Origin of the sequence: Brasilonema bromeliae SPC951 (assembly GCF_012912135.1) — a bacterium.
GTDB classification, from domain to species: Bacteria; Cyanobacteriota; Cyanobacteriia; order Cyanobacteriales; family Nostocaceae; genus Brasilonema; species Brasilonema bromeliae.
On the sequence record NZ_QMEB01000231.1, the window covers coordinates 5,930 to 10,951 of the forward strand.

8 protein-coding genes are annotated in these 5,022 nt (G+C 41.2%); 6 read left to right on the forward strand and 2 right to left on the reverse strand.

The window, feature by feature from the left end; translation table 11 throughout:
• The 5 genes from DP116_RS29640 to DP116_RS23180 all read left to right on the forward strand — a co-directional run.
• Positions 1–1,842: WD40 repeat domain-containing protein (locus DP116_RS29640; RefSeq protein WP_246275760.1), on the forward strand; the 1,842-nt coding region annotated here is incomplete at its 5' end.
• A gap of 35 nt (positions 1,843–1,877) precedes the next feature.
• Complete coding sequence (locus tag DP116_RS23165) at positions 1,878–2,141, forward strand: AbrB/MazE/SpoVT family DNA-binding domain-containing protein (protein WP_169157410.1); 264 nt, start codon at positions 1,878–1,880, stop codon at positions 2,139–2,141.
• A complete protein-coding gene (locus tag DP116_RS23170) occupies positions 2,128–2,517 on the forward strand; it encodes a type II toxin-antitoxin system VapC family toxin (protein WP_169157411.1) in 390 nt (129 codons plus the stop codon). Before DP116_RS23165 ends, DP116_RS23170 begins: the two co-directional genes overlap by 14 nt.
• Before the next feature lie 2 nt (positions 2,518–2,519).
• On the forward strand, positions 2,520–2,705 hold the full coding sequence (locus DP116_RS23175; RefSeq protein ID WP_211173461.1) for a hypothetical protein: 186 nt from the start codon (positions 2,520–2,522) through the stop codon (positions 2,703–2,705).
• 208 nt (positions 2,706–2,913) lie between these two features.
• The gene (locus DP116_RS23180) at positions 2,914–3,144 is read left to right on the forward strand and encodes an antitoxin (protein WP_169157413.1); all 231 of its coding nucleotides are present in this window, start codon (positions 2,914–2,916) and stop codon (positions 3,142–3,144) included.
• A gap of 357 nt (positions 3,145–3,501) precedes the next feature.
• Here the strand turns inward: DP116_RS23180 and DP116_RS23185 are convergent, their stop codons facing one another.
• On the reverse strand, positions 3,502–3,876 hold the full coding sequence (locus DP116_RS23185) for a c-type cytochrome (protein ID WP_169157414.1): 375 nt from the start codon (positions 3,874–3,876) through the stop codon (positions 3,502–3,504).
• A 253-nt stretch (positions 3,877–4,129) separates the two neighbouring features.
• Here DP116_RS23185 and petG point away from each other — a divergent pair, with 253 nt between their 5' ends.
• Complete coding sequence (gene petG / locus DP116_RS23190) at positions 4,130–4,243, forward strand: cytochrome b6-f complex subunit V (RefSeq protein WP_169157415.1); 114 nt, start codon at positions 4,130–4,132, stop codon at positions 4,241–4,243.
• A gap of 129 nt (positions 4,244–4,372) precedes the next feature.
• On the opposite strand, the gene rsmD is transcribed toward petG, so the two are convergent.
• The gene (rsmD, locus tag DP116_RS23195; protein ID WP_169157416.1) at positions 4,373–4,918 is read right to left on the reverse strand and encodes a 16S rRNA (guanine(966)-N(2))-methyltransferase RsmD; all 546 of its coding nucleotides are present in this window, start codon (positions 4,916–4,918) and stop codon (positions 4,373–4,375) included.
• Positions 4,919–5,022 lie beyond the last annotated feature (104 nt).

The following is a 5,022-nucleotide window of genomic DNA, read 5'->3' on the forward strand; positions in this document are numbered from 1 at the left end:
GCGTTTAGTCCAGATGGCAAGTTGTTTGCTACAGGTGATGCTAATTGCGAGATTAGCTTATGGCAAGTTGCAGATTGTAAAAAAGTTTTGCTCTGTAAAGGGCATACCGATTGGATACGATCAGTCGCCTTTAGTTCCGACGGTATAACTTTAGCCAGTGCTAGTTTTGACGATACATTGAAGCTTTGGGATATCCGTACGGGAAAATGTTTGAAAACTTTGCACGGACATACCAATCGGGTAAATTCAGTAGCAATCAATCCCAATGGTACAATCCTAGCCAGTGGCAGTGATGACCAAACAGTAAAGCTCTGGGATATTCACACTGGCAAATGCTTAAAAATTTTGCAAGGGCATATCGGTTCGGTACAGTCAGTGGCTGTTAGTGCCGATGGTACAACCTTAGCCAGTAGCAGTGATGACCAAACAGTGAAGCTCTGGGATATCCGCACAGGAGAATGTCTGAAAACTTTGCAGGGTCATACTAATCGCGTCCGGTCAGTAGCAATAAGTGCAGATGGTACAACCTTAGCCAGTAGCAGTGATGATCAAACAGTGAAGCTCTGGGATACCAATACAGGAGAATGCTTGAAAACGTTACAGGAACATACCAACTGGGTACGGTCAGTAACATTCAGTCCTGACGGTGCAACCCTAGCCAGTAGCAGTTATGACAAAACAGTGAAGCTGTGGAATACTCATACTGGAGAGTGTTTAAAAACCTTACAGGGACATACTAGCTCAGTACGGTCAGTAACATTCAGTCCTGACGGTGCAACTCTAATTAGTGGTAGCGATGACCAAACAGTGAAGCTATGGAGTATCAATACCGGTAAATGTCTGAAAACCTTACAGGGTATTATTTGTCCGATAAGGTCAATAGCAATAAGTTCAGATGGTACAACCTTAGCCAGTAGCAGTGAAGACCCAACAGTGAAGCTATGGGATACCACTACCGGAGAATGCCTGAAAACCTTGCAGGGGCATACCAGTCGAGTAAATTCAGTAGTAATTAGTCCTGATAGTACAATCCTAGCCAGTAGCGGTTATGACCAAACAATAAAGCTATGGGATATCCATACCGGAGAATGCCTGAAAACTTTGCAGGGATCTAAAAGAGCTGTAAATTCAGTGGCTTTCAGTCCTAACGGTACAACTCTAGCTAGTGGGAGTGCAGACAAAACAATAAAGCTATGGGATATCCATACCGGAGAATGTCTGAAAACTTTGCAAGGACATACCGACTGGTTATGGTCAGTGACATTCAGTCCTAACGGTAAAGTTTTAGCTAGTGGAAGTTATGATCAAACAATAAAGCTATGGGACATCCGCACAGGAGAATGTCTGAAAACTTTACAAGGACATACCACTAGGAATAATTCTGTAGCAATCAGCCCTGATGGTAAAATTTTAGCTAGTGGTGGTCAAGACCAAATGGTAAAGCTATGGGATATCCATAGTGGTGAATGCCTAAAAACCCTGCAAGGACATACCAGTTGGATACCCTCCGTTGTCTTTAGTCCTGATGGTAAGACTTTTGCCAGTGCAAGTAACGATAAAACAGTCAGGCTATGGGATATTCACAGTGGAAAATGCTTGAAAATTTTGCAGGGACACACCCATTGGGTAAATTCAGTTATTTTCAGCACGGATGGTCAAACTCTTGTTAGTGGGAGTTGGGATGAAACAATAAAGCTTTGGGATGTTAACACGGGTGAGTGTCTAAAAACTCTGATAGATAGACCCTACGAAAACATGAATATCACAGGTGTTAAGGGTTTAACCGAAGCCGAAATCACCACCCTTAAAGCATTAGGCGCAGTGGAAGAAGGAGAAATGTAAAATTAAAAATACCAGATAAGCAAACCTTCCCACACATGGAAATAACAAAAGTATCAAACTCTGGACAAGTAATTATTCCCGAACAGTTACGAAAATCTCATGGCTGGGAAGCAGGTCAGGAGTTGATTGTAATTGATACAGGTGATGGAATTCTTCTCAAGCCTAAAAAACCTTTTGCAGAAACTACATTAAATGAAGTTGCAGGTTGCTTAAAATATCAAGGCACACCAAAATCCTTAGATGATATGGATGATGCTATCCGTCAAGGTGTAGAGGAATCATGGCATGGTGGCAGTTGATACTAACATAATTGTGCGTCTATTAACTCAAGATGATGAAGCTCAGTATCAAAAAAGTCTAGAAATTTTCCAGACACAAACGATTTTTATCCCAGATACTGTGATTTTAGAAACTGAATGGGTGCTGAGGTTTGCTTATAAGTTCAAACCAGTTGAAATATGTGCAGCCTTAAGAAAACTTTTTGGTTTACCAAATGTTAATGTGAGTAATGCTAGCCTGGTTTCTCAAGCACTACAATGGCATGAAACTGGTTTAGATTTTGCCGATGCATTTCATCTAGCTCAAAGTCAAAACTATGCTGAGTTTTACACCTTTGATGAGAAGTTTGTGAAAAAAGCTAAGGGGATAACTAGCTGTGAAGTAAAACTACCTTGAGCATGGTAAGTAGGTGTGAGTTTATAGCTAATCGGTGCGATGGTACAAATCAACACATTAAAACAGGTGAGTGTTTAAAAACTTTGAGAAGCGATCGCCCTTATGAAAACATGAATATCACAGGTGTTAAAGGCTTAGCAGATGCCGAAATCACCACCCTTAAAGCCACTAGTACACCGGGCGCGTAAATAAACTACCCATTCCAAATCAATGAAACGCTTGCGCTGTATACCTGACAGATGAGTAGAAAAAAGGAACAGAGCGAGAAAGGGCGATCGCCTGACTTCTAAAAACGCTTACGCCTCTATATAGCTATAATATTGCACAAAGAAATTAAGTGAACTTTCCCAACACCCATGACAGTTCAAGAAATCAATAGAACAGAGAGATTCAAATATGAATACTGCTAAATTATTGATGAATGGTGAAAATCAAACCGTAGTATTGCCCAAGGAATTTCAGTTTCAAGGTAATGAAGTTTATATCAAAAAGATAGGCAATGCCGTAGTCTTAATTTCAAAAGAAAATCCTTGGCAAACTTTGTTTGACGCGACTGAACTCTTTTCTGAGGACTTTATGGAAAACAGAGAACAGCCTAGCTTAGAGGTTAAAGAGGCTTTGAAATGAGATTTTTGCTGAATACCAAAAAGTGTTTAAATTGACTCAAAAATCAGTTCCAGTTTTAGTCCATTTTAATGGACTTTGCCTATTAGCCTGGGACTTATAGTCCTAGGCGGACGAAAACGGAGTGAAAAAAATCCAAAATGTAAGCAAACAAACCCAGGAGAAACTGAACTTCCAATCGGACACTCGCATAAATTTCATTATTCAACCAGACAGCAAAGTCTACATACAGCCGCTGAATATAGAAGTTGAAGAATTATCTGGTATCCTCCATAAACCAAAAAGGAAACCAGTTTCTATTGACGCAATGAATCAAGCCGTTGAACAATATGTTAATAACCTGTCATAATTGGCTGTAAGTTAAAGCGTTTCTAAATAACTCAACAAATCTGCCATTTCTTGAGGGTTGGGTTGAAATTTCGGCATGGGTGGAGTTTCACCACTAATGACTTGGTGAATTAGACCATATGGGGATTTGTGCTTTGAGACTCCTTGTAAACTAGGACCGACACGTCCATCTGCTTCCCAGCCATGACAGCCCGCACAGTTGATTTGAAAGATGGCGTGTCCGAGTGTTGGGTCCCCTTTGAGGGATAGAACGCTTTTGACGTATGGATCGGCAGTTCTCATAATCCGAACAGCAAAAATGCTCACAAGGACTACTAGCAGAATCGCCAGCGCCGTTAATATGATTCGCCAAATCAGAGTTTCAGGTTTGGTAATCTGGTTTTCCAAATGTTTACTTTTAAAGTCAAAGTGTACAAAAAGTTTTCATTTCATACACATAGCTTAAAAGTTCTTGATGGTGTCTGCAAGCACAGACAAATGTTTTTTTGCTAACTCAGCAGGGGTAGAGGTGAGGCAAATCAGGCAGATGAGGGGATGAGGGGGATGAAGAGGATGAAGAAGATGAGGGGATTTCTGCCAAATTTGGTAGAATCAATGACGGGAAGAAAATATTGAACAGTAGCACCAAAGGAGATTTAACGTGGTTGAACCCTTGCTTGACGGTATTGTACTAGGTCTAATCTTTGTAACCTTGTCTGGATTGTTTTACAAAGCTTACGAGCAATACAAACGTGGCAATCAACTCGGTCTATAAAGTTATCCAAACCGAGGACACAGGGATATAGCACCTTCTGTTGGAGGTAGGGGAGATCATAAGAAATTCTGAATTCTGAATTTTGAATTTTGAATTTTGAATTTTGAATTGATTTATCTCCTTGTCCCCTCAATCCACAACGCTGTAAAAGGTCAAAGCCGTGTTTCCGTAAACTTTTTCACGGCAAATTTCCCAAGAAGGAATAACTGGAGGATTCCAATCTTGAGGATTATGTTCGACTGCTATTTCACCATTAGGATCTAGAAGCCCAGAGTGAGCGATCGCCTCTATCACCCGCTCATATAACTCACTTGCATACGGCGGGTCGAAGTAAATTCTGTCAAATTGCTGTCCTGATAATTTTGGCAAAAGCTGTACAACATCTCCCCGCATTACCTGAAATTTCTGTTCAGTACTCGCTAAGTTTTGCCAATTCTGTTGGATTATAGCACAAGCTCGATGGGATTTATCAATTCCCACAACTCGGCTGGCTCCTCTACACAAAGCCTCCGCACCCATTGAACCAGTTCCAGCACACACATCCAGCCAACGACAACCTTCTATTGTTCCCTGCCAAATATTAAAAACGGCTTCGCGTACCCGCGCACTGGTGGGTCTGGTTTCTTTCCCTGGTAAAGTTTTTAATGGTCGATTACCGTAAATTCTTAAGCTCATTAGTCATTTATAGCAGGGAACAGGGAACAGGGAATAGGGAATAGGGAACAGGGAACAGGGAATAGGGAACAGGGAACAGGGAACAGGGAACAGGGAACAGGGAA